A 20624-nucleotide genomic window follows, 5' to 3' on the forward strand; every position below is an offset into this window, starting at 1 on the left:
TTGTCAATGCGCTCTGCGCCGCTTGTTCGAAAACCTCTAGATCAACTCAAAAGCCGTTCAGGACGGGTGAAGGCTGCGGCCGTACCCATCTTCGAAACGGATGATGTCATCTTCCCCCAGATAACCGCCCGACTGAACCTCGATCAGATGCAGCGGCACCTTGCCCGGATTCTCAAGCCGGTGGGTCTTGCCGGCCGAGATGAAGGTCGACTGGTTTTCATGCACCAGGAAACTCTCCTCTCCGCAGGTCACCAGCGCAACACCTTCAACCACGATCCAGTGCTCCGCCCGGTGATGGTGCATCTGCAACGACAGCTTCTCACCAGGCCTGACGGTGATCCGCTTGACCTGAAAGCGCGAACCGCGGTCGACGCTGCGGTACGACCCCCAGGGGCGGTGAACCGTGGTGTGCAGGGCATGCTCATCGCGCGCGTCGGCTTTCAGCCGTTCAACGATGTGCTTCACGTCCTGCGCCCGGCTCCTGTCGGCCACCAGCACGGCGTCGTCGGTCGCCACCACCACCACGTTCCGCAGCCCGGCCACGGCGACCAGCGGGTGGTCGGAACGGACATAGGCATCCTGCGCATCGTGAAGGAGGACGTTGCCCTGGGCAACATTGCCGTCGGCATCCTTCTCGCCGATGTCCCACAGCGCCGACCAGGCGCCGATGTCGTTCCATCCCATGTCCACCGGGATCACGGCCGCATGGTCGGTCTTTTCCATGACCGCATAGTCGATGGAGTCGGCGGGCGAGGCGGCGAAGGCTTCGGCCGACAGCCGGCAGAAGGTCAGGTCGCGCTCCGCCCCGGCAAGCGCCCGGCGGCAGGCTTCGACGATGGCCGGGCAAGTGCGCTCGAGTTCCGAGACATAGGCCGCAGCCGAGAACAGGAAGATGCCGCTGTTCCAGACATGGGAACCACCCCGCAGGTAGGATTCCGCCGTTGGCCGATCCGGCTTTTCCACGAACCGCTCGACCCGCAGCACCTCGAAGCCGCGGTCGGGGCGGCGGGCATCGAAGGAGCCGCCCACCTTGATGTAGCCATACCCGGTTTCCGGCGCCGTGGGCGTGATGCCGAACGTGACCAGCGCCCCGTCCGCCGCGGCGCCCACCGCCGTCTCGACCGCTTCCAGGAAGCGGTCGGATGACGCGATGACATGATCCGACGGCATCACCAGCATCAGGCCGTCCTGCCCGCCGGCAAGCATCCGCAGAGCGGCGACGCAAGCCGCCGGCGCGGTGTTGCGGCCAACCGGCTCCAGGATGATTTCAGCCGGCTTGACAGCCGCAGCGCGCAGCTGCTCGGCGACGATGAAACGATGATCCTCGTTGCAAACGATCAGCGGCGGCGCGAACCGTGCTCCGGAAACCCGCAGCGCGGTTTCCTGGATCATCGTCCGATCACCGGCCAGCGGCAGGAACTGCTTGGGATAAAGCGCACGCGAAAGAGGCCAGAGACGGCTTCCCGACCCGCCCGACAGAATGACCGGAGTCACTGTGACGAGGGGAGAGGTGTTCGTCATGATCGCGCTGCCCTCATCCAATTCCTGCTGCCCCACCGTTCAGGACCGGTACAAAAAAGCATGGAAGTCTGTTTGAGCTTCTTGACTCTGTAATTTCAACAGAGCCCCTGCCCCCTCTGCGACCCACGCGCAGACTTCCGTATCAAACTGGCATCAACGCCATCTCTTCCATCTCGGATAACGGGCATTGGACTGCACAGACTTCATATGAGCCATCTCTTTGGCATTTACCTCTAATGATATAACTTTCCTCCTGCAACAACATATTCGCCCCCTTGGTACATAGTCACAGCCCGTGGTGGTATAGGCTTTATAATATGTCCCCATCACCCCATCCAGAGCGGAACCAATTCGCATGGCAAGGATGAGGTCCAGCTGGGTTTTTCCCAATAGCGCTTGACGGAACGTCGCTCACCACAATAAGAACAAAACGTAAACATAAAAAATGTCCTTCCCGCCTTGCCTGGCCACCGCCACGGCAAGGCTTTTCGCATGCGCCTTCGGATTTCCGCCAATCCCAGAACAGACAGGAGACTCAAGTAATGCCCCTTTTGCCTACCGATGATTCCGGTCAGCGTATCCAGGCGCTTCGGCCCGGCGTGGCGCAAATGGTGCCCATCAGCGCCGCATCGCATGCGTCGGCCCCCTTCGGTCCCACCACCACGGTGATCCGGGTCGTCTCGAGCGCGCATTGCTTCATCGCCTTCGGCCAGGCGCCCTTCGCCGACGCGAACGGCCATTACCTTCCCGCCAGCGCGCCGGAATATTTCCGGGTGGAACCGGGGGAAATGCTGGCGACCATGCGCTCCACCAGTGACGGCACGCTGCACGTGTCGGAGATGACCTGATGCTTGCCTGCATCGGCCGGTTCATCGCAGCGACCCGGCGTTTCGCCGACGCGCTCGTCACCCGTTCCGGGACCGCACTCACGACGCGCTCGGGCGATCGTCTCATAGGAAGGTGACCCATGTCCGAGATCGCCATTCATCAGCTTCCCGCCGCGTCTTCCCTGTCCGGCGATGAAATCCTGCCGATCGACGACGGCACCGCCACCCTGCGCACGACCGTCGCAGCCATCCGCCAGGGGCTCTCCCCCACAGGGCACGGTCATATCATGGGCGATGTGGCGGGATTGCAGACGGCGCTGAATGCCAAGGCGCCTCTCGCAGGCCCCGCCTTCACGGGCGCCGTCACCGTGTCGGCCGGCAATGCGGCGACTCCCGCCCTGTCGCCGGCCGGCGATCCCGATACCGGCCTGTTCTTTCCGGCGGCCGACACGGTGGCGTTCACCGCCGGGGGCGTGGAGCGTCTCTCCATCCCCAACAACGGATACATCGGCCTGGTCCCGGCGGACCAGCGGGTGCGGATCGTCGCTTCCAGCAGCCCCAACCTGGACATGGAGAATCAGACGGGAGCGGACAACGAGAAGCTCTGGCGCCTGAACGTCAGCGGCGGACAGTTCTCGATCCAGACCGTGACCGACTCATACAGCGCGGCAGCGACGGCCCTGCAAGTGGTCCGCTCCGGGTTGTCGGTGACGATGATCACCGTCGGCGGCGGAATCGGAAACGAAAGCCTGCGCGTGGCGGCGGTATCCGGGGCCACGCGCTGCATCACCGTCACGGGCAGCGGCGGGGGCGATCCCACGGTCGGCACCAGCGCCGGTCGGCTCGCCTTCGGGGCGATCCCGGTGCTGCCCAGCTACACGGTCGCCACCCTCCCGACCGCAGCGGCACGCGGCCTGATCTACGTCTCCGACGGGGCCGGCGGCAAGAAGCTGGCGGTCAGCGACGGAGCCAACTGGCGATGGCCGGATGGCGCCATCGTGTCCTGACAGTCATGTCATGACAGCCGTGTCCAGAGCATCGCGCATCAGGGCCCCGAATCCCCCTCGAACAGGAGTCCGATCATGCAGACCACCAAACAACCCTATGAGTTCCTCGTCCGCTGGAACGCCACGGGCGGTCTTTCCGGGGCGCATGCGCAGTTCCGTTATGTCACCCTCGGCGAGGACGGCACGCCCATCGGCGAATTCATCGGCGCGGCCGAGCCGGTCGCCGTGGCGGAAGCGGCGGGCTTCCCGCTGGCCGACATCCTGTCGTCCCTGCAGATCACGGCACTGGCGGAACGGGACACCGCACGGTCCGAACGGGACGCGCTGGCGAAGCGGCTGGCGGAACTGACCTCGCCGGAAGCGTGAGCCGGCAGCAGGATCAGGAGGCGATGCCGCGCAGGGTTCCTGCCGGCAGATTGTCCACATACCAGCGGTAGGCCTGGGCAAAGCCGTCGCGCAGGTTGGTGGGAGCCGTCCAGCCCATGGCGGCAATCCGGCTGTTGTCCATCAGCTTGCGCGGCGAGCCGTCGGGCTTGCTGGAATCGAAGCGGAAATGGCCCGACCAACCGGCGACCTCGGCGATCAGCTCGGCCAACCCGCGGATGCTGGTCTCGATACCGGTGCCGACATTGACGTGCTCCTCGCCGGAATAGCGTTCGGCCAGAAAGACCAGCGCGTCGGCAAGGTCGTCCACGAACAGGAACTCACGCAACGGCGCACCGGTCCCCCACAGTTCCACCGTCTCGGCGCCGGTCCGCTTGGCCTGGTGGATCTTGGCGATCAGCGCCGCCGCGACATGGCCCTGCTGAAGGTCGAAGTTGTCGCCGGGGCCATAGAGGTTGGTGGGCATCGCCGCGATGAAGTCGCAGCCATACTGGCGGCGGTAGGCCTGGCACAGCTTGATGCCGGCGATCTTGGCGACCGCATACCACTCGTTGGTCGGCTCCAGCGGCCCGGTCAGGAGCAGATCCTCGCTCATCGGCTGAGGCGCCAGCCGCGGATAGATGCAGGAGGAACCGAGCAGAACCAGCTTCTTCACACCGCACCTGTAGGCGCTGTGAACGATGTTCGTCTCGATCACGAGATTGTCGTAGAGAAACTCCGCCGGACGGGTGCTGTTGGCATGGATCCCGCCCACCGTCGCGGCGGCCAGGAAGATGACTTCGGGCCGCGTTTCGGCCATCCACGCCTCCACGTCGGCCTGACGACGCAGATCCATCACGTCGCGGCCAACGGTGAGAACGTCGCACCCCTCTTTGCGCAGCCGGCGAACAATCGCCGACCCGGCCATGCCGCGGTGACCAGCCACCCAGACGCGCTTGCCGCGCAGAGGGAACAGGAGGGGCTCAGTGCTCACGCCGTTTCTCGCTTCTCATGCCTTGCCGCCGCTTCCTAACATTGGGCACGCCAGGGGTCCAGCCTGCGTCTTTGCACAAGACGGCATACCGGATATGGGAGGAAGCGACGGACGCCAAACCCGGTAACCGCATCGCCACGGGCTCCATCGCTGGAGCAGATGGTGATGCCGCCGAGCGATGTGAATGAGGAGAAACCCCAGCCCGGCACCGGAAGCACGCCGAACCGGAGTGTCGTAAGCTTCAGGTCACTGCCATCAGCTTGGGGTTCTTCTTCCAGTCCTCCATAATGACCTGAGCTTTATGACGATCCTCGCTGGTCAGAGCCCCTCCCAATTCATGGGCCTTGGCCTCCAGCCCATCGCGGTCGGGACCGGGCTGGGTGGCGGCGGCAGCCATGATGTACCAGACATAGGCCTGGATCGGGTTGTAAGCCTTGCCATCGCGATTGGCGTAGAGCGCCCCGAGGTTGGTCATCGCGCCGGCATGGCCCTGGGCCGCAGCCTTGCGCAGCCAGTCCACGCCCTCCACCAGTTCGGGCCGGCCGCCCCAGCCGTGGGCCAGCATCAGGCCCAGATTGACCTGGGCGCCGACATTCCCCTGCATCGCCGCCTTCCGGTACCAGACCGCGGCCTCGGCATGGTCGGGAGCACCGGCCAGCCCGTTGGAATGGATCAGGCCAAGGTTGAACTGGGCATTGACGTTGCCCTGCTCGGCCGACAGGCGGCACCATTTCAGGGTTTCGCGGTAATCCTTGGGAACGCCATGCCCGCGGGCATGGAGCAGGCCCAGATTGACCTGGGCCACCGGATGCCCCTGTTCGGCCGCCTGACGGTAGAACTCCGCCGCACGGGCCGGATCGGCCTCCACCCCGGTGCCGTGCTCATAGATGATGGCGAGCGCCAGCTGCGAATTGACGAAGCCCTGCCCGGCCGCCCGCTGGTACCAGGCGACCGCCTGCCCCATGTCGCGCTCCACCCCCTGGCCGTTGGCGTAGAGGGAGGCGAGCGCGTGCTGGGCGACGGCATAGCCCTGCTCGGCCGACCTCATGTACCAGGCGGCGGCGGCGGCATGGTCCTGCGTCACTCCCTGCCCGAAGGCATGGAGCAGGCCCATGTGATGCTGCGCCTCGGCATGGCCGGCCTCGGCGGCCAGCCGGTACCAGTGCAGGGCCTGGGCGATGTCCGGCCCGATGCCCAGCCCATTCGGATAGAGCAAGGCCAGATTGGCCTCCGCCGCCGCCGGGTTGGCCTTGGCCACGGTCTTGTACCAGCGCACCGGCAAGGCGCTGTCCTGGGGGGCGCCTTCGCCGTTGGCGTAGCACAGGCCGAGCGAGAACTGGGCCTCGACATGGCCCTGCTCCGCCGCCTTGCGGAACCAGTGGGCGGCGTCGCCGAAATCGCGCACCACCCCCTGACCGCGGGCATAGAGCTGGCCCATACGGTACTGCGCCTCGGCATGGCCGCCCTCGGCCAGCGGCAGCCAGTCTGCGACGGCGGCGGCATGGTCCTCCGCTTCGAAGGCGGCGAGGCCGCGCTGGAAATCGGGCTTGCGGAAACCGGTGGATTTGCTTCGCTTCAGCAGCTTGCCGAACAAGATCAAGGCTCCCGCAGGCTTTCGTCGACCCCGCGCAGGATGGGGCGCAGGAAATAGGTGATGATCCGGCGTTCGCCGACCTTGATGTCGGCCATCAGCGGCATGCCGGGGATCAGGCGGAAGTTGGAAGGCACATTGTCCAGCGTGGTGGTCAGCAGCTTGATCCGGGCCCGGTAGAAGAGCGCTCCGTTCGTGCTGCTGTCCTTGCTGGAGAAGGAGTCCTCGCTGATCGTCGTGACTTCGCCGTCGAGCGCCCCATGCTGCATGTAGGGATAGGCGTCGAGCTTGACGCGCACCTTGTCGCCGACCTGGACGAAGGCGAGGTCACGGGCGTCGATGTTGGCCTCGACCTCCAGCGGGGAGCCGACCGGCACCAGGGTGAAGAGCGCCTCGGCCTCCTTGGCGATGGAGCCGGGGGCGGCCTTGGGCGAAACCTCCAGCACGATGGCGTCGAGGGGAGAGTCGAGCTGGACCAGTGCCTGGCGCTTGCGCGCCTTGGTGAGCTGCTCGCGCAACGCCTCGCGCTCGTTGCGCTGGGAGGTCAGTTCCTCGATGATCTTGCCGTTCCACTGCTGGATGAAGACGTCACGCTCGGCCAGCAGAGCCTGCAGGTCATGGCGGTTGCCCTGCAGCTCGTTCTGGTTCAGGACCAGATTGCGCTCGATGTCGATGCGGTCGCTGGTGGCCTGCAGCAGGTTCAGCTTGCTGCCGACCTGGGTGGCCAGCAGCGAAGAGCGCATGGTCTCGATCTCGCGCACCACCTTCAGCCGCTCGTTCAGATGGACGCGGTCCATCTCGTACTTGGCGACGTTGGACTGCAGCCGCGCAAGCTTCTCCTCGTAATTCTGCATCTGCGACTGGTACTGGGCCTGACGCTCACGCCACAACGACTGCTGCAGCGTCCCGTAGCCGTAGCGGTCGTTGCCACCGATGAAGGGCTTGCCGTCATGCTCGGCCTCGAGCCGGGCAATCAGGGCGTCGGCGTTGGCAAGGCGGGATTCCAGCTGCAGGACGTCGGCCTGGGTGAAGGTCGGGTCCAGCGTCGCCAATACCTGGCCCTTGCGCACCACATCGCCCGGACGGACCAGGACCTGCTTGATCGCCGCCATCTCCAGCGGCTGGACCATCACGTTGGGCTCGGTCGAGATGATCTTGCCCTGCGAGGCGACGATCTTGTCCAGGTAGGACATCGATGCCCAGACGATCAGACCGATGACGAACAGCCCCAGCAGATGCAGCGTGATGCGCGCCAGGAACGGATCGGGGGCGTTCTGGATCGCCTCAGTGTCCTTCTGGAAGGCACCGATCGCCGCCTTCCCCCGCTCCTTGGCCCGCTTGTCGAGGGGGGAGGCCGGCGGGCGCGGCGCCGCGTCGTTGGCAGGAACGCGCGCCGTCTCGATTTTCGCAAGCTTGTGTGCGGTCGGCTTTTGTGCGGACAAGGGCGCGCGCTCCTAGATATGCCGGTTCTGCTGGTGCCAGAGGTGCTGATAGATGTCGCAGCGCCCCAGCAGTTCGTCATGCTTGCCGCTGTCCACCACCTTGCCGCGATCCATCACCAGGATGGTGTCCGACGGCACCAGCGACGACAGCCGGTGCGAGATGATGATCACGGTGCGGCCGCGGGCGATGTTCATCAGGTTGGCCTGGACGATCGCCTCGCTCTCGGCGTCGAGCGCCGAGGTCGCCTCGTCCATGATCAGGATCTTCGGGTTGGTCAGCAGGGCGCGGGCAATGGCCAGACGCTGGCGCTGACCGCCGGACAGGTTGGACGACCCCTCTTCCAGCATGGTGTCCAGACCCTTGGGCAGCCGTTCGACGAACTCGTCGGCGCCGGCCAGATGGATCACCTTCAGGATCTCCTCGGTCGTCGCCCCCGGCTTGGCGGCGGAGACGTTCTCACGGATGGTGCCGGTGAACAGGAAGTTATCCTGCAGCACCACGCCGATCGAGGCGCGGAGATGGTCGAGATCGTATTCGCGCAGATCGCGGCCGTCGATGCGGATCAGCCCTTCCTGTGCCCGATGCAGCCCCTGCAACAATCGGGTCACGGTGGTCTTGCCGGAACCGCTGCGCCCCATCACGCCGAGGATGGTGCCTTCGGACGCGGTGAAGGAAACCCCGTCGAGCGCCGGCGGAGCCGAGGGGGCGTAGCGGAAGCGAACCTCCTGGAACTCCACCGTGCCGCGCAGGGTCGTGCGCAGGCCGCGGCCGGTGCGGCCCTCTTCCGGCGGATGGTTCATGATCGTGCCCAGCATCTGGACCGAGATCGACACCTCCTGGAACTGCTGGACCAGCTGGGCCATCTGCAGCAGCGGCTGGGTGACGCGGCCGGCCAGGATGTAGAAGGCGATCAGCGCGCCCATCATCAGGTCGCCGTTCAGCGCCAGATAGGTGCCGAGCCCGAGCAGGCAGGCCATCATCAGCTGGTTCAGCGGCTGGGCCACCGTCTGCCCGATGATCATGATGCGGCCGACGTCGAAGCGCTGTTCGGCGGCACGGGCGACACGGTGGTCCCACTCCTGCTTCTGGCGGGCGTCGAGCGCCAGCGACTTCACCGTGCGCATGCCGTGGATGTTTTCGATCAGGAAGGACTGCTGGCGGATTTCCGCCTGGTAGAGGTCCTTCAGCCGGCCTTTGATCAGCGGGATCATGATGCCGATGTTGAGCGCCATCAGTGCCGAGAAGACCAGAACCAGAACGGTCAGCGGCACGCTGTACATGAACATGATCGGCAGGAAAATGACCAGCGAGACCGTGTCCAGCAGCGTCATGAAGAGCTGGCCGGTCAGGAAATTGCGGATACGCTCCGCCTGCTGCATGTTCTTGACGATTTCGCCCGACGAAACCCGCTCGAAGTAATGCATCGGCAGGCCGACGAGCTTGTTGAAGACCTGGACGTTCATCTTCGCGTCGATCTTCTTCGTCGCGTAGAGCATCAGGTATTGGCGCAGATAGGAGAACGCCGCCTCGAACAGGATGACGCCGACCATGCCAACCATCAGCACGCCGAGCGTGCCGAGGCTGCGGTGGACCAGCACGCGGTCGACCACAAGCTGGAAGAAGATCGGCACGGCGAGCGCGAACAGGCTCATCATGATCGCCGCGATGCCGATGTCTCGGAAGATGCGCCTGTGGCGCAGGATCTCCACCAGGAACCACTTCAGGCCGAAGGGCTGCTCGATGTCGGTCAGACCGTAGTCCCGCTTCAGCAGCACCACCTCGCCGGCCCAGGCCTGGCTCAGGCGGATGCGGTCGACCGGCAGGATAACTTCCTGGCCTGCCAGCGGGTCCTGCAGGATGGCGACCTCGGTGTCGCCCTGCTTGCCGAAGCCCAGCACCACCATCGAGTTGCCGTTGCGCAGGCGCAGGATGGCGGGGAAGGCATCCTCGAGCTTGCCCAGATCCTCCCAATCCAGCGTCGCCGATTCGGCCTTCAGGCCGATGGACTTGGCGACGCGCAGGAGGCGGGCGGTGTCCAGCTCCTCGTTCCCGATGACGTTGTTGTGCTGAAGCCGTTCGGCCGAAACATCCAGGCCACGCTGGCGCGCGACGGCAGCCAGGGAATGCAGCCCGGTGTGGGCGCAGGGGACTTCCGCAGCAAGGATCATGGAAACCGCCGTGAAAAATGTGGAATGCGTCGCGAAAGCAAGGTCTTCATACCGCTTGGTCACCCGGTTCCGATCGACCATACGCTCCTTTGGTCAGGGGCGCGACGAAGCGCGTGCGTCCGCCACTTGCAGACGATGCCTGACCACGCGATTCCGCTGAGATAGCAGAAGAGGCCCAACAGCGGCAAGCCATCTGTCCCCAAAGGCATCCCTCATCCATCATATGCTACCGGTCCATGTGTCAGTTGCGGCACAACGGACCGCGGAACGAGATGCCGCTTGCGGACGGTGCACGGTCATTGCTATCGACCGATGGGATGGTTCTTTGCCGACAAAAACATAACGCCAAGCGGTCAGCCCGATGAAAAAGCCTTCACGCAAGCAGGCCAAGGCGAAACGCCCGGCCCCCCAGCCTGCTCCCCTGCCCGCCGCCCGGATCACGGCAGCTGAGGCACCTGGGGCCGAGGCCGGGTTCGGCCGGGCGCTGACCCTGCACCGGGAAGGCCGGACTGCCGAGGCCGAGGCCGGCTACCGGGCCGTGCTGGCCGCCGACCCGGGCCACCCCAACGCCAACAACAACCTCGCCATCATCCTGCGCGCCCGCGGCGACTGGGAGGAGGCGCTGGGCTGCTACCGCCGGGCGCTCGCCCGCAACGCGGCCGATCCTTTCGTCCACAGCAACCACGGCTGCCTGCTGCTCGACATGGGCCGCGTCACCGAGGCGGAGGAGGCTCTGCGCGCCGCCATCCGGCTGAAGCCCGACTATGCAGAGGCCCATTTCAACCTGGCCAACATCCTGCGCAACCGCGGCGACCGCAACGGCGCCCGCGCCGCCTATGGCGAGGCGCTGCGTCTGAAGCCCGACATGGCGGCGGCGCTGTGCAACCTGGGCGACCTGCACAAGGGTGGAGTAGAGCTGGCCCGCGCGGTGGAATGCTTCGTCGCCGCGCTGAAGGCCGACCCGAAATCGGCCGAGGCCTGGAACAATCTGGGCGAGACGCTGAAGGAGATGGGGCGCATCGAGGAGGCGATCGGCGTCTTCCAGAAGGGGCTGGAGGCCCATCCCAGCCATGCCCTGATGCACTCGAACCTGCTACTGGCACTGCACTACACGCCGGCCGTCCCGCCGGAGACCATCTTCAAGGCGCATGTGGCCTGGGCACAGCGCCATGCCGACCCGCTGCTGCCCGCCGGCAAGCGCCACGCCAACCCGCGCGATCCCGAACGCCGCCTGCGCATCGGCTACGTCTCGCCCGACTTCTGCGCCCATTCCGTCGCCTTCTTCGCCGAGCCGCTGATCCAGGAGCATGACCGCAATCGGTTCGACGTGTTCTGCTACCATGCGGCCACACGCTCGGACGTGGTCACCGAACGGCTGAAGGGGCTGGCCGGGGGCTGGCGGTCGCTGGTCGGGATGGACGACGCCCGCGCCGCCACGCTGATCGAGCAGGACGGCATCGACATCCTGGTCGATCTGACCGGCCACACCGCCAACAACCGGCTGACCCTGTTCGCCCGCAAGCCGGCGCCGGTCCAGGTGAGCTGGCTGGGATATCCCGACACCACCGGCATGCGCGCCATCGACTGGCGCTTCAGCGACGCCGTCACCGAACCGCCGGGCGAGGCGGACCGGCTGAGCGCCGAGCGCATCGTCCGGCTGCCCCACGGCTTCCACAGCTACCGCCCGCCGGTGGATGTCGCCCCGCCGGCCGAGCCGCCGTTCAGGGCCAACGGCCATGTCACCTTCGGCTCCTTCAACAACACCTCCAAGGTTACCGGAGAGGTGGTGCGGGTCTGGTCGGAGATCCTGAAGCGCGTGCCGAACTCCCGCCTGATCGTCAAGAGCGCGCAGATGGGCGACGAGGAAACGCGCCGGCGTTACCTGAACACCTTCGTCCAGTTCGGGATCGATGCCGGCCGCGTCGAGCTGCTGGCCCGCATCGACGCCGCCGATGGGCACCTGCGCGCCTACGACCGCATCGACATCGGGCTCGACCCCTTCCCCTACAACGGCACCACCACCACCTGCGAGGCGCTGTGGATGGGCGTGCCGGTGGTGACGGTGACGGGTGCCAACCACGTCGCCCGCGTCGGCGCCAGCCTGCTGACTCATTGCGGCCTGACCGAGCTGGTGGCATCCGACGAGGCCGGCTACATCGCCACCGCGGTGGCGCTCGCCGGAGACCCGGAGCGCTTGGGCGGGCTGCGCCGGACCATGCGCGACCGGCTGAACACCGCCCCGCTGACCGACTACAAGGGTTTTGCCCGCGGGGTCGAGGCCGCCTACCGCGCGATATGGCGCGACTGGCTGGCGCGCACAGCCTGACCGGCCGGCCCTGGCGGGCCGGTCATGGAGTGGCGGCATCGCAGGGTGCCGGCCGACTTGACAAGCGCCGTCCCGGCACGGGATCGTCCGCCCGGCAGCCGTCCCGGCGCCTGCCGACAGGGACCGCCGATGCGGGCGGCCAGAACAGGGTTTCCCATCATGATTCCGAACTTGGCTTTCACCTGGCAGCTCACGGAGGTCCACGGCTGGGGACTGGTGGGTGTCCACACCGCCCTCTACCTCGCCGACATGGGCCGGCCGCCGCTGCTGCTTGAAAAGCCTTTGATGGGAACCCTGCGCCCGGAGAACCGCGCCAGGCTGCAATCGTTGGAGGGCCCCTATCAGCAGGTCACCGCCATGGCCGACAATGCCAAGGGCCACATGCTGCTGCTGAAGGAATTCGACGTCCTGCACGCGCTGGGCAACGGCTTCACCGCCGGTGGCCCGTCGGGGCGCTTCCGCGGCCGGCGCAACATCGGCGTCATCGCCTATGAGGAAACCCGCTTCACGCCCGAGGTGATGGCGCGCGCCCGCCAGTACGACCGCATCGTCGTGCATTCGACCTACAACAGGCAGTTGCTGGAGATCTGGGGCTTCGACAATATCGGCCTCGCCTTCCAGGGCATCGACCCGACCGAGATGGTGGAGGCGGAGCCGAGCGGCCGGTTCGGCGACCGGTTCGTCATCTTCTCCGGCGGGAAGCTGGAGTTCCGCAAGGGCCAGGACATCGTGCTGGCCGCCTTCCGCGCCTTCCGTCAGCGCCATCCCGACGCGCTGCTCGTCACCGCCTGGCAGAACGCCTGGCCGGAGGTCGGCATGACCATGGCGGAATCACCCCTGGCGCCGAAGCCTCCGCGCATCCTGCCCAACAACATGGTCGACGTGAAGAGCTGGGCCTTGGAGAACGGCGCCGACGAGGAAGGCTTCGTCGACCTCGGCTTCCTCGGCCGCCACCAGATCGCCGGCGTGCTGGCCGATTGCCACGCCGCCGTCTTCCCCAACCGCTGCGAGGGGGCGACCAACCTGGTCGCCATGGAGGCGATGGCCTGCGGCGTGCCGGTGGTGCTGTCCAACAACACCGGCCACCGCGACCTGCTGAAAAGCCCGACCCAGGGCGATGACCTGTGCCTGACGCTGGACCGGCAGGTCCCGGTCGCCGACCGCGACGGCAGCCGCTTCGGTTGGGGTGAATCCTCGGTCGACGAACTGGTGGAAGCGTTGGAACGCCTCTACGCCGACCGCGCCGCCGCCAAGGCCCGCGCCGCCCGCGCCAAAGCCTTCATCCGCACCGAACGCACGTGGCGGGCCTTTGCCGAGGCGTTCGTCAGCGCGATCCAGTAGAATCCTCCGAGACCGGTTTCCAACGGCGCCCGCCGATGGCGGGCGCCGCCATTCCTCCGTGTCGCCTTCCTGCGACCAACACTGCGAAAGCCGGGATCGCGGCTCTACCGCACTGCACGGAAGAGTATCAGGCATCCCTCTCATGAAGACGAACATCCCGATTTGCAGAGAACCTGCAAACTCCTGATGTATAGGTCCTCACCTCAAGATCGATTGCCGTCCTGTTCAAAGAGAAATCGACGCGGATCCTTTGATAACCCTCACCTGTCACATCACCCAGACGTATCGCCCGATGGGCATGAACCGCAGTGCCTTTTTCCGAAGAGACGTCGATAAAGCCGATTTCATGAGCATCGTCCAAACCGTTGGGAAGGTCTGACAGCTTCACTTCCACAGTGATCGTGTAATTCCCTCTCCTCAGGCGGATGTATGGCCCGAAGATGAGGAACCCGACCTCGCCCGGCTCAGCCATGAAGACGGTCCTGGCATACTGAGCGATGGTCCGGCCGCAGGCTGAATTGATGCCGGAGAGTCGTCTTCCATCCTTTTTCGCTCTCTCAATGAAGGGCTTGGCAGCCTCATTGTAGATAATCGTATCGAGACGGTTCAGCTTTACCAGAAGCTCTTCCGTTTCATCATCGATCTTAAGGTCTTCAATTTCCTCGAAACACGCTGTTCCATCGAGATTGTTGTTTCTTGTCTCATTCAGCCGCGGGATAACGGCAGGAACCGCTATATTGAAATGACGGCATATGACGTCGATCGACTCATCCATGAACTCCGCGATGCCGTAGACATCTATCTTTTCAAGGTTTCGCAAAGCACGATCGAGCATCTCTTGATCGTCACCATCCCGCCAAAGCTCCCAATCATTTTTCATTGTATGATCGGTCAGGTACCTTGCCGTGACATTTTCGGTCAAAGTACGGAGGAGAGGAATTGGGAACTTCAGAAACTCTTTTAATGCATACTCTCTTGCAAGCCGAGGGTAATGGAGGTTGTTCTCTTCGACATGACTGTCGGTATGACTTTTCCAATACAAATACTGAGAAATGAGACGATCGACAGGCTCACGAAGAACCGTCACCATCTGGAAAGGCTTCGGAATGTAAGTGCTGAATCTATCGAAACTGTCGTGGGCGGAGAAATATTTGTACTTCAACAAATTTCGTGGTGACCACGCAGAAATACCAGATAACCTTTCTGGGCAGACTTCATTAGGCAGGAAATTTTCCCTCAGAATATGGTCAAGGGTTGTTCCAGCTGTTTTTGCTATGTGAAGAAACACCAACCGGTCATGGTTTGAATTATTGTCCGAATAATCCTTATCAAACCTCATTGCTCTACCACCATATCTTTAGATGGTGGAAATCCATCCATCTCTCTAGAAAAGATAGAATATTCTTCACCCCCTTGAAAAGTGCGAAAAGGTTCCCTGCGCTTATATCTCAGGAGGAGGGCGGACCGTGAAGGGGCCGGGCGGCGCTCCCCGCAAAGCTCTGGGGAGGCTTTCACCCTGCACCTTGCGGAAGCCAGCCATTATCGCCTCACCTCATCCAGGACGTCGAGCAGGCGACGGGCGGCGGCATCCCAGGTGAAGGTTTCCGTAAGGTGGCGGGCGGCATCCCGGCGCTCGGCCTCGGGGTTGCGGACGACACGGGACAGGATCTCTGCCGCCGCATCCTCATCCGGGTGCCACCAGTCCAGCCCGTGGAAAGCCGGGTAATAGGCGCTGCTGTAGGGCATCAGCGCCGGACCGGTCGTGCAGGGGATCAGGTGGGCGACCTCATCGTTCAGGTAAGCGGTATAGGCGCTGTGCCTGGGAGCGATCAGGCCGGCGCCCAGGCAGCCCGCCCGGGTGATCGGCAGGTCCCAGCCCTCGCCGTGCGACAGGCTGAAATAATGGGTCGCCATGGCGTAGAGGCAGGCAATACCCTGCTCGTCGTAGCGGTCGGTGAGCAGCGCGATGGGAGCCGCCGCCTCCATCCGGCGGCCGGTGGCGCGCATGCCCTGCTCCAGCAGCCGGCGAACCTCGCCGACCAGGGACGAGCCACCCTTGCCCACCTTCAGGATCAGGATCGCGTCGTCATCGGCGCGGGTGGCGCGCAGCCAGACCCGCAGAAGCCCGTCCAGGTTCTTGCGGGCAACGAAGTCGGAGATGTTGAGCACGCGGACCCGATACTCCATCACGCCCCGGCCGCGCGACCCCATGATGGGCAGCGGCCGGGCCCCGGCGTCCGCCGGGTTGGGGGCGATGCCGGGCGGACAGACGCGGATGCGGTCCTCCGGATGGCCGGCGGCGATCCAGGCCAGCCGGGAGGATTCGGTCGGCACGATCACCAGATCATGCGCCCGATTGCAGAGGGCGAAGACGGCGGGGATCCGCGGCCCTTCGAACATGGTGTAATTGACGGTCGGCACGCCGGGGATCGGCTCGACCAGCGGCGGGGTCAGCACGCTGAGCGCCAGACGGGGCCGTACCGGCGCATCCAGCCGCCGCGCCGCCGCCTGCAGGATCGGGTCGGCGAAGGAGGGGCGCCAGCTCTCCTCGCCCGCCAGCCCGGCCAGCCGCAGCGTCTGCCCGCGCTCCATCAGGCTGCGCACGAAATGCTGGGCGAAGTCGCCGTAGCCCGACAGAACCGAGAAGGGCGCGCGCACCAGCAGCCCGTGGGGAAGCTGCGGCCGGCCGGCTTCTTCGGCGATCCGGCGGTAGAGACGGGCACGGGCCAGGGTGTTCGCCGCCTCGCCGGTCACGGCACCGCCTTCCGCCAGCACCGCCTCCGCCAGGTCAGGCCGGCCGGACGACAGCCAGGCCGTGGCCAGATGGCCACGGGCATCGGCATGGCCGGGCTGCCGCGCCAGCACGTCGGACAGGATCGCGGCTGCCTCGGCATGAGCGCCGTTCGACATCAACGACACCGCCAGCAGCACCCGGCGGTCGGGGTCGTTGGGGGCGAGCCTGACGGCGCGGCGCAGATGGCGCAACGCCCCGTCATGATCGCCCAAACCATGCAGCAGGCTGCCCAGCCGGTCCTGCACCTCCAGCTGGTCCGGCACCAGGGCCGCAACCATGCGGAACTGGGCGACGGCTTCCATCCGCGCGCCCCTCGCCTGCTGCACCACCGCCAGATTGATGCGCGCCTGGAAGAAGGAGGGATCGAGCGCCACCAGGCCCGACAGCCGCTCCACCGCCTCGTCCAGGCGGCCCAGCTCGTACAGGATGACGCCGGCAAGGTTGAGAGCCCCGCTGTCGCCGGGGGCCTCGCGCAGAACCTGTTCTGCCAGGGCCAGGGCGTCGTCGCGGCGACCGGCCCGGTAATGCTCTATGGCGCGCGCGATGTCTTGACCCATGAAGCGGCTATCCACTGGCTTTGCGGGGAAAAGGCCGGAAGGCGGACGAAGAATGCGGTCTTCCGGTTCGCGGCCATAGCACGGCATGTTTTTTCGGGTCAACCGGTGGCGGTCCGCCTGCCCGGAAGGGCTTCCGGAATTGCAATCGGCGCCGTCCAACGGCCATAAAGGCACCCTGCCCTTCGCGAGCCCGTCCATGATCCAGCCGCAGTCCTTTCTCATCCCCGCCGTCGAGGCCCACCAGACCGACCGGCTGGACGAAGCCCGGCAGCTGTACCGCAAGGCACTCGCCGTCGATCCCGCCCAGTATGACGGGCTGCAACTGCTGGGGTTGGTGGAAAAGCGGTTCGCCAGGACCGACGACGCGGTGGCTCTGATGCGCCGGGCGCTGAGGCTGGCTCCCGGCTTCACCGCCGTACGGCAGAATCTGTGCCGCACCTTGCAGGGGATCGGCGACCATGCCGGCGCCATGATCCTGCTTCGCCAGCTGGCTGCGGAACTTCCCGACGATGCCGAGCCCCTGTACCAGCTGGGCAGCACCCTGCTGCGGCAGGAGCGGCGGCAGGAGGCCGCCGGACCGCTGCGGCGGGCGGCGGTGCTGCGTCCGGACCATCTGGAAACCCGCATCGCCCTCAGCGAGGCCCTGCTGCTCGATTCCGCCTCGCAGGGGGCGGAGTTCGAAGAGTCGCTGCGCAACGCCCAGGCTTCGGTCATGCTGGGGCCCGGCAACCCGGTGGCCCATCTGCAGGTCGCCCTGGTGCTGGAGGAGATGGCCCGCGCGTCGGAGTCCCTGGCGGCCTGCCGCCGGGCGTTGCGCCTGCAGCCGACCATGACCGACGCCCGCCACATCGCCGGCATCAACCGGATGCGGCTCGGCGATTTCGTCGGCGGCATGGCCGATTTCGAAGCGCGCAAGAACAATGTCTGGTTCCGGGCCGACGGCAACCCGATCCCGGTCTGGGACGGCCGGCCGCTGCCCGACGACACGGTGGCCCTGGCCGCCGAGGGCGGCTGGGGCGACATGATCCATTTCATCCGCTTCGTGCCGCAGGTCGCCCGCATCTGCGGCGAGGTGGTCGTGGTCTGTCCGCCGCGGCTGCAGCGCCTGCTGGCGACCGTACCCAATCCCGGCAACATCCGCTTCAACCCGGAGCACATGCCCGACATCCGGGCCCGTGCGATGTGCCTCAGCCTGCCCCATCTGCTCGGGTCGACCGCCGACAGCGTGCCGAACCGCCCCTATCTGTCGGCCGATCCCGAACGGGTGCGGCTGTGGACGGAACGGCTGGCCGGGCTGGGCGGCCTGCGCGTCGGGCTGTGCTGGAGCAACGGCGACGCCACCCGCGACGCCGACCCCAGGCGCTCCGTCCCCTTCGAGTTCGTCCGCCCGTTGGCCGCCATCCCCGGCGTCAGCCTGGTCAACCTGCACAAGCAGGACAATGCCGCCAAGCGCCTGGCGGATGCCGACGAGGCGCTGCTCCACCGGCTGGGTGCGGATTTCGACGCCGGGCCGGACGCCTTCCTCGACACCGCGGCGGTGATGAAGACGCTGGATCTGGTCATCGCCATCGACAGTTCCGTCCTGCATGTCGCCGGGGCGCTGGGCGTCCCGACCTGGCTGCCGGCGCCCTACCGGATGGACTGGCGCTGGATGAACGATGCGGAGAAGAGCATCTGGTACCCGTCCTTGCGCATCTACCGCCAGGACCGCCAGTGGGACTGGTCCGGTTCGATGGCCAGCATCGCCCATGACCTCGCCCGCGCCGCCGAGGCCAAGGCCGCCGGTCTGCCGCCGGACCTGCTGCCGTAAGTCGGCTGACGGTGTGGTGGAACATTTGGAACACCGTGGAACAGAAATAGGCGCCTGTTCCATTGTTCCAAAGGTCCGGCCGGCGGACAGGTCTTTCTATCACGCAGCAGGAACGGGGATAAGCGCAGGCTGAAAAATCCACCGCGGCAGGACGGGACGCCGGCGTGCGGTCCTGCTCAGCGCTTGCGCGCCGCGAAGATGATGGGGGTTTCCCAGTGCAGACGGCGGGCGAGCCAGATCGCGGGCTCCAGCAGGCCGGAGCGGTGGACGAAGGTGACGATGCGCTTGGCGACCGACAACGCCGCCCAATCACCAAAGCCCAGGGTGCGCAGGCGCTGCTCGAAGACGCCCCAGCCCCAGTCCAGCACCTCCAGCCTGCCGGGATGGCGGCCGAGCCAGCGGTCGAACCAGGGGCGGTCGATCAGGTTGAGGGTGTCGACATAGGACGGGTCGCGGCCGAACAGCCGGACATAGAGCTTCGCCAGCCCGGCCGGCATCCGCGGCAGCCACAGGATGCCGTAATGCCCCTCCCACCAGGAGCCGTAGTTGGGCACGACGATCAGCAGCAGCCCGCCCGGCTTCAGCACGCGCAGCGCCTCGTCCAGCACCGCCGCCGGGTCGCCGACATGCTCCAACACGTTGGAGGAGTAGACGATGTCGAAGCTGGCATCCGAAAAGGGAATCGCCTCGCCGGTGGCGTCGCGCACCGCGTCGGCCGGCAGGCCGTAATGGTCGATCAGCCGGCGGCAGACATCCAGCGTGGAGCTGTATTCGCCCATGCTGGGCTCGATGCCGTGGATGTCCAGCCCATGCGCCGTGCGGCCGCGCACCACGGTCATGCCGCAGCCCGACCCGACCTCCAGGATGCGGGCCTTGTCCGCATCGACCCCGGCGGCAGCGGCGGTGCGCCGCAGTTCCGCCACCTGCTCGTCGGCCCGGGCCTCCGACAGCATGTCGCGCACGACATCGGCAACCGGCACGCGGGTGACGCCACCGATGAAGCCGCTGTCGATGTAGCCGCGGGACAGCAGCCGGCCCAGTTCCTCCCAGTCGGGGGAAGCCGTCCGATCCTCCCGTCCCGCCGCCGCCTCAGGCATTCTTCGTCGCCCGGATCACGAAGATCGTGGCGCTCTTCATCCGGCCCAGCCGGTCCTGGATGCACTCGGCCTTGAAGCCGTTGCGCTCGAACAGCGCAATGATCTCCCCGATCGAATAGAAGGTCTTGTAGGGCGGGTAGTACCAGTCCTCGACCTGGGCCTGGATCGACACGTTGTCGGCACGGCGGTTGATCTCCTGTCCCTTCAACAGGCAGGCGACCTTGGTCAGCCCGGTGAAGAAGCCGCCGACCAGCTTGCGCCGGGCCGGCGTGTCCATGTAGGCGCGGCAGAAGTGGCGCACGCCCTCATGCACCGGCGACAGCCAGGTCTTCAGGTAGAGGCCGAGATAGACGGTGCCGCCCGGCTTGGTGACGGCCATCAGGTTGCGCATGACCTTCATCGGGTCGGGCGCCATCATCGCCACCCCCCAGCACCAGACCAGATCGAACGGACCGAGGTCCGTGTCCAGTTCCTGCAGGTCCTGGTGATGGAACTCGATGTTGTCGCGGCCGAAGCGCTGGGCCTGCTGGCGGGCGGTGGCGAGGCTGTCCGACGACACGTCGACCGATACCACCTGTTCCGCCATTTCCGACAGGATGACGGAGCAGATGCCGTGGCCGCAGCCGGCATCGAGCGCCCGGCCGATCTGCCGCTCGGTCAGCGTCTCCAGCATGTACTTCTTGGTCTCGTCGTAGATCGGCACGAAACGGGGCCAGAAGTCGTCGTAGAATTCCTTGGTCGCGAGATCCATGGGGCTGCCCTCCCGCCCACTGAGGGCGTCGCTT

Annotated in this window: 15 protein-coding genes; 6 read left to right on the top strand and 9 right to left on the bottom strand. The window is 65.9% G+C overall.

Annotated features, from left to right (window positions below):
- Positions 1 to 57: 57 nt before the first annotated feature.
- Positions 58 to 1521 carry a mannose-1-phosphate guanylyltransferase/mannose-6-phosphate isomerase gene (locus E6C72_RS30900; protein ID WP_109085441.1) on the bottom strand — a complete coding sequence of 488 codons (1464 nt, stop codon included), beginning with the start codon at positions 1519 to 1521 and terminating at the stop codon, positions 58 to 60.
- 608 nt (positions 1522 to 2129) lie between these two features.
- On the opposite strand from E6C72_RS30900, the gene E6C72_RS30905 reads away from it, so the two are divergent.
- From E6C72_RS30905 to E6C72_RS30915, 3 genes are all read left to right on the top strand, one after another.
- Entirely contained in the window at positions 2130 to 2369 is a 240-nt protein-coding gene (locus E6C72_RS30905; protein WP_136700889.1) for a hypothetical protein, read from the top strand.
- Between the two features lie 119 nt (positions 2370 to 2488).
- Positions 2489 to 3355: a hypothetical protein gene (locus E6C72_RS30910; RefSeq protein ID WP_109085336.1), complete on the top strand. Its 867-nt coding sequence runs from the start codon at positions 2489 to 2491 to the stop codon at positions 3353 to 3355.
- 75 nt (positions 3356 to 3430) lie between these two features.
- Entirely contained in the window at positions 3431 to 3721 is a 291-nt protein-coding gene (locus E6C72_RS30915) for a hypothetical protein (RefSeq protein WP_109085335.1), read from the top strand.
- A 13-nt stretch (positions 3722 to 3734) separates the two neighbouring features.
- Here E6C72_RS30915 and E6C72_RS30920 read toward each other — a convergent pair whose 3' ends face one another.
- From E6C72_RS30920 to E6C72_RS30935, 4 genes are all read right to left on the bottom strand, one after another.
- Positions 3735 to 4646 carry a GDP-L-fucose synthase gene (locus E6C72_RS30920; protein ID WP_305764661.1) on the bottom strand — a complete coding sequence of 304 codons (912 nt, stop codon included), beginning with the start codon at positions 4644 to 4646 and terminating at the stop codon, positions 3735 to 3737.
- 307 nt (positions 4647 to 4953) lie between these two features.
- Positions 4954 to 6306 (bottom strand): tetratricopeptide repeat protein, encoded by a 1353-nt coding sequence (locus E6C72_RS30925; protein WP_109085333.1) that lies wholly within the window; start codon positions 6304 to 6306, stop codon positions 4954 to 4956.
- A 2-nt stretch (positions 6307 to 6308) separates the two neighbouring features.
- Positions 6309 to 7745 (bottom strand): HlyD family type I secretion periplasmic adaptor subunit, encoded by a 1437-nt coding sequence (locus E6C72_RS30930; protein ID WP_109085332.1) that lies wholly within the window; start codon positions 7743 to 7745, stop codon positions 6309 to 6311.
- 12 nt (positions 7746 to 7757) lie between these two features.
- Positions 7758 to 9914, bottom strand: coding sequence for a peptidase domain-containing ABC transporter (locus tag E6C72_RS30935; protein WP_109085440.1), 2157 nt, complete (start codon positions 9912 to 9914; stop codon positions 7758 to 7760).
- Between the two features lie 361 nt (positions 9915 to 10275).
- Between E6C72_RS30935 and E6C72_RS30940 the strand changes: the two genes are divergently transcribed.
- Together E6C72_RS30940 and E6C72_RS30945 are read left to right on the top strand one after the other, a co-directional pair.
- Positions 10276 to 12240 carry a tetratricopeptide repeat protein gene (locus tag E6C72_RS30940; RefSeq protein WP_109085331.1) on the top strand — a complete coding sequence of 655 codons (1965 nt, stop codon included), beginning with the start codon at positions 10276 to 10278 and terminating at the stop codon, positions 12238 to 12240.
- A 159-nt stretch (positions 12241 to 12399) separates the two neighbouring features.
- Positions 12400 to 13581, top strand: coding sequence for a glycosyltransferase family 4 protein (locus E6C72_RS30945; RefSeq protein ID WP_109085330.1), 1182 nt, complete (start codon positions 12400 to 12402; stop codon positions 13579 to 13581).
- 127 nt (positions 13582 to 13708) lie between these two features.
- Here the strand turns inward: E6C72_RS30945 and E6C72_RS30950 are convergent, their stop codons facing one another.
- Positions 13709 to 14920, bottom strand: coding sequence for a sulfotransferase family 2 domain-containing protein (locus tag E6C72_RS30950; protein WP_109085329.1), 1212 nt, complete (start codon positions 14918 to 14920; stop codon positions 13709 to 13711).
- Positions 14921 to 15120: 200 nt separating this feature from the next.
- Positions 15121 to 16932: a tetratricopeptide repeat protein gene (locus E6C72_RS30955; protein WP_247875638.1), complete on the bottom strand. Its 1812-nt coding sequence runs from the start codon at positions 16930 to 16932 to the stop codon at positions 15121 to 15123.
- Positions 16933 to 17128: 196 nt separating this feature from the next.
- Between E6C72_RS30955 and E6C72_RS30960 the strand changes: the two genes are divergently transcribed.
- On the top strand, positions 17129 to 18742 hold the full coding sequence (locus tag E6C72_RS30960; RefSeq protein ID WP_136700890.1) for a tetratricopeptide repeat protein: 1614 nt from the start codon (positions 17129 to 17131) through the stop codon (positions 18740 to 18742).
- A 176-nt stretch (positions 18743 to 18918) separates the two neighbouring features.
- On the opposite strand, the gene E6C72_RS30965 is transcribed toward E6C72_RS30960, so the two are convergent.
- Both E6C72_RS30965 and E6C72_RS30970 read right to left on the bottom strand, forming a co-directional pair.
- Positions 18919 to 19839: a class I SAM-dependent methyltransferase gene (locus E6C72_RS30965; protein ID WP_109085327.1), complete on the bottom strand. Its 921-nt coding sequence runs from the start codon at positions 19837 to 19839 to the stop codon at positions 18919 to 18921.
- Complete coding sequence (locus tag E6C72_RS30970; protein ID WP_109085326.1) at positions 19832 to 20590, bottom strand: bifunctional 2-polyprenyl-6-hydroxyphenol methylase/3-demethylubiquinol 3-O-methyltransferase UbiG; 759 nt, start codon at positions 20588 to 20590, stop codon at positions 19832 to 19834. The genes E6C72_RS30965 and E6C72_RS30970 overlap by 8 nt, the downstream gene beginning before the upstream one ends.
- Between the last annotated feature and the right edge of the window lie 34 nt (positions 20591 to 20624).

Origin of the sequence: Azospirillum sp. TSH100 (genome assembly GCF_004923295.1) — a bacterium.
Classification (GTDB): domain Bacteria; phylum Pseudomonadota; class Alphaproteobacteria; order Azospirillales; family Azospirillaceae; genus Azospirillum.

What these genes read in the sequence shown, in the direction of transcription:
- E6C72_RS30900 (WP_109085441.1), bottom strand. Translation starts at nt 1,521, where the DNA reads ATGACGAACACCTCTCCCCTCGTCACAGTGACTCCGGTCATTCTGTCG.
- E6C72_RS30910 (WP_109085336.1), top strand. Translation starts at nt 2,489, where the DNA reads ATGTCCGAGATCGCCATTCATCAGCTTCCCGCCGCGTCTTCCCTGTCC.
- E6C72_RS30960 (WP_136700890.1), top strand. Translation starts at nt 17,129, where the DNA reads ATGATCCAGCCGCAGTCCTTTCTCATCCCCGCCGTCGAGGCCCACCAG.
- E6C72_RS30940 (WP_109085331.1), top strand. Translation starts at nt 10,276, where the DNA reads ATGAAAAAGCCTTCACGCAAGCAGGCCAAGGCGAAACGCCCGGCCCCC.
- E6C72_RS30905 (WP_136700889.1), top strand. Translation starts at nt 2,130, where the DNA reads ATGGTGCCCATCAGCGCCGCATCGCATGCGTCGGCCCCCTTCGGTCCC.
- E6C72_RS30945 (WP_109085330.1), top strand. Translation starts at nt 12,400, where the DNA reads ATGATTCCGAACTTGGCTTTCACCTGGCAGCTCACGGAGGTCCACGGC.
- E6C72_RS30915 (WP_109085335.1), top strand. Translation starts at nt 3,431, where the DNA reads ATGCAGACCACCAAACAACCCTATGAGTTCCTCGTCCGCTGGAACGCC.
- E6C72_RS30920 (WP_305764661.1), bottom strand. Translation starts at nt 4,646, where the DNA reads ATGGCCGGGTCGGCGATTGTTCGCCGGCTGCGCAAAGAGGGGTGCGAC.
- E6C72_RS30970 (WP_109085326.1), bottom strand. Translation starts at nt 20,590, where the DNA reads ATGGATCTCGCGACCAAGGAATTCTACGACGACTTCTGGCCCCGTTTC.
- E6C72_RS30935 (WP_109085440.1), bottom strand. Translation starts at nt 9,914, where the DNA reads ATGATCCTTGCTGCGGAAGTCCCCTGCGCCCACACCGGGCTGCATTCC.
- E6C72_RS30950 (WP_109085329.1), bottom strand. Translation starts at nt 14,920, where the DNA reads ATGAGGTTTGATAAGGATTATTCGGACAATAATTCAAACCATGACCGG.
- E6C72_RS30955 (WP_247875638.1), bottom strand. Translation starts at nt 16,932, where the DNA reads ATGGGTCAAGACATCGCGCGCGCCATAGAGCATTACCGGGCCGGTCGC.
- E6C72_RS30965 (WP_109085327.1), bottom strand. Translation starts at nt 19,839, where the DNA reads ATGCCTGAGGCGGCGGCGGGACGGGAGGATCGGACGGCTTCCCCCGAC.